Origin of the sequence: Rhodococcus sp. T7 (genome assembly GCF_009872365.1) — a bacterium.
Classification (GTDB): domain Bacteria; phylum Actinomycetota; class Actinomycetes; order Mycobacteriales; family Mycobacteriaceae; genus Rhodococcus_F.
This window is the reverse complement of sequence record NZ_WXYH01000173.1, coordinates 1-2,767: the sequence shown is the minus strand read 5'-3', so window position 1 is coordinate 2,767 and position 2,767 is coordinate 1. Positions and strand designations below refer to the sequence as shown.

Below are 2,767 nucleotides of genomic sequence, written 5' to 3'. Positions count from 1 at the left end.
CTTCGGGGCTGAGGTTCTTGTGGTAGTCGTAGAAGCAGTCGATGAACTGCTTGCCGTGCACGTTCTTCTGGTTCGACTCGCGGCCGTCCCAGATGTGCACGTGCCCATCGACGATGAAGTACTTCTGACCGTCCTTCTGATACATCGCGTCCTCGCTTGGTCCTGGTTCCGGGTGGGCTGGGGGTTGTCCGGGGCCACCTGTCTCGGTGGCCCCGGACAGCTGCGGGCTAGTTCTCCGTGAGGTCGAATCCGATGTACTCGGCGGCATCCTCGGGGCTTGCGAACAGCAGGGTCTTCTCGTCGAGGTGGACCATGCGCCCGTAGTGGGTGGAGCTGATCTCCTCGAAGATCGAGCCGTCGAAATCCTGACCCAGGGCGTCGGTCAGTTCGTCGTAGTCGAAGTCGAGCAGCTTCTGGCCGTCGACGCGGATCATCGACGGGTACTCGGTCAGCTCCACGCCGTCTTTCGCGCCCATCACCTCCGCAACGACTCGGCCGATCGGGGTGTTCATCAACGTGACACCGCACATGTTGGAGAACTCGGTGGACGATCCGAATTGCATGGTCACTGGTCCAACTCCTTGGGGATGTCGAGCCCGATCTCCTCGAGCAGGGAACGGAACTTCGCCGTGGCGGCGTCGAGGCTGTCGGCGAAGGTGACGGCCTTGTCGGCGGGCTGCGACCAGATCGGCTGCAGTGCGCGGGCGGCGTCGAGGCACCGTGGCACCCAGGTGGCCAGCCACGTGCCGAACAGTTCCTTGTTCGACTCGCCGTGCTCGGGGTCACGGGTGAGCAACCGGAACAGGTTGCGGGTGTATGCCAGGTCGCGGTCGTAGTCGTGCTCACCGGTGCCGACGATCGTGGGGGTGATGTAGTCACCGTTACCGGCCGCGATCTGCATCACCAGTTCGGTGCGGAACAGCGAACCGACCAGCTGTTCGAAGACGATGTTGGAGCCGAACAGCAGCTCACACCAGTCCGGAACGGCGGTGAGCCGCTCGACGACCTCCCGGGTGGGCTGCCATTCGGGTGCGGACTGCCAGACCGCCTTGTGCGCGTCTCCGTCGAAATCCTCGGTGGCCTCGGACAGGTCCAGGTTGAACAACGCGAGGTCCTGGGCGAAGCGCATCTTGTGGGCAGCGTTCACCGCGACGGCCGTGTTGATCATATTGGTCGGCCCGGAACGCTGGATGGACGTGAACACGTGCAGTGCCAAACCGTTCTCGGCATGCATCCACGCGCCCAGGTTGCGGGCGATGAACGTCAACCAGGGAGTGTTCCAGGCGTCGTAGACGCGGGCACGCTTGGCGTTGGAGAGACACAGTTCGACCTGGTGGACGACCTTCGAGTTGTTGCGAAAGATCGTCTGGTCCCACTCCTCGTTCGGGTCGAGGAAGGCATGCCAGTTCGACGACTTCGCGACGGTCCAGTCCTGCGGGTATCCGCCCGGTCCATTGCCGAATCCGTAGATCCAGCCCTGGGAGAGGTGGCGATCCGGGTCGGGTTGGACGTCGACGGTCACGTCCTCGTACATCGTCGACCGCTTCTTGGCCGGCGTGTAGTAGTTGAAGGTGCGGCTGCGTGAGCTGGGGAACTCCAGCGCACCGGCTTCGGAGTCGGTGAACTCGATCTTCGGAAAGCTCCGCTGCTTGGGCTCGGAGGTTGCGGTCATCTCGTTTCTCAGTTCTGTCGGGGAAAGAGGGCTGTGAATTCCTGTGGTGGGCTACTCGAAGGCGGGGCTGGTGAACTTGTCGTAGAAGATCTGATCGCTCGGGGTGCCGGTGGCCTCGAGCAGAGCGAGCGCCGCGTCGACCATCGGCGGTGGTCCGCAGAGATAGACCTCGGTCTTGCCGATGTCCGGTTCGCGGCGGCTCACGACGTCGGTGACGTTGCCTTCTTCGACGACGATCGATCCCGCCGGCTCCGGGACCATCGATTCCGACAGGCAGGCCACGAACGTGAAATCCGTGAGTCCCTCTCCGAGTCGGAGAATTTCGTCGACGTAGAACAGGTCGGCGGGCGTCCGGGCACCGTAGTAGAAGTGCACCGAGCGGGTGTTGCCCGTCTCGCTCATGTGCCGCAGGAGAGAGAGGACGGGGGCCATTCCGGCTCCGCCGCCGATCAACACGATCGGCAGGACGTGACCTTCCTTGAGGGTGAACGACCCGTAGGGACCGGTCAAGCTGATCTCGTCGCCGACCGAGATGGCATCGTCGAGCAGCCCGGCGAACTTTCCCCCCGGATACTTCTTGATGAGGAATTCGATATGGCCGGGTGTCGACTGCGTCGTTGCCATCGAGAAGGACCGATGCTCCTCGGTCCCGGGGATCTTCAGGTCCGCATACTGGCCGGGCCTGAACTCGTAGGCGGCGGGTTCGACGGGCTGCAATCGCAGCGAGACGATGTCCTTGGTCATCGACTCGATCCCGGTCACCTGGGTGCGTACATCCTGGATGGGGACGCCGCCGAGAAGTTCGTCCTCGTCGAAGTTCAGCAGCTCGATCGTGCAATCGCTGTATGCGGTTGAGCGGCAGAGCAATACCATCCCTTCGTCGACCTCGGATTCGTTGCAAGCAAACGTCGAGTAGTTCTCCATCTGGATATCGCCGTCCAGGACGAACGACTTACAGGCCGAGCACCGCCCCTCACGGCAGCCGTGCATCAGGTGGATGCCTTGCCGGAATGCAGCGTCGAGGATGTACTCGTCTTCGCCGACTTCCATCTCGATGTCGACGGGCTCGAAGTTGATACGGTGCTTGTCGGCCAC

General features: G+C 62.7%; 3 protein-coding genes and 1 pseudogene. All 4 read right to left on the bottom strand.

Going from position 1 to position 2,767, the window contains the following annotated elements; genetic code table 11:
• A pseudogene (locus MLGJGCBP_RS17890) lies at positions 1–145 on the bottom strand (amidohydrolase family protein); the annotation flags it as partial.
• Positions 146–227: 82 nt separating this feature from the next.
• On the bottom strand, positions 228–569 hold the full coding sequence (mimD, locus tag MLGJGCBP_RS17885; protein ID WP_179220255.1) for a propane 2-monooxygenase effector subunit MimD: 342 nt from the start codon (positions 567–569) through the stop codon (positions 228–230).
• A complete protein-coding gene (locus MLGJGCBP_RS17880) occupies positions 566–1,672 on the bottom strand; it encodes an aromatic/alkene monooxygenase hydroxylase subunit beta (RefSeq protein WP_087558600.1) in 1,107 nt (368 codons plus the stop codon). Before MLGJGCBP_RS17880 ends, mimD begins: the two co-directional genes overlap by 4 nt.
• A gap of 51 nt (positions 1,673–1,723) precedes the next feature.
• The coding region (locus MLGJGCBP_RS17875; RefSeq protein WP_236581179.1) for an FAD-binding oxidoreductase at positions 1,724–2,767 on the bottom strand (1,044 nt) is incomplete at its 5' end.

Coding starts and splice junctions, on each gene's coding strand:
- MLGJGCBP_RS17880 (WP_087558600.1), bottom strand. CDS start 1,672: ATGACCGCAACCTCCGAGCCCAAGCAGCGGAGCTTTCCGAAGATCGAG.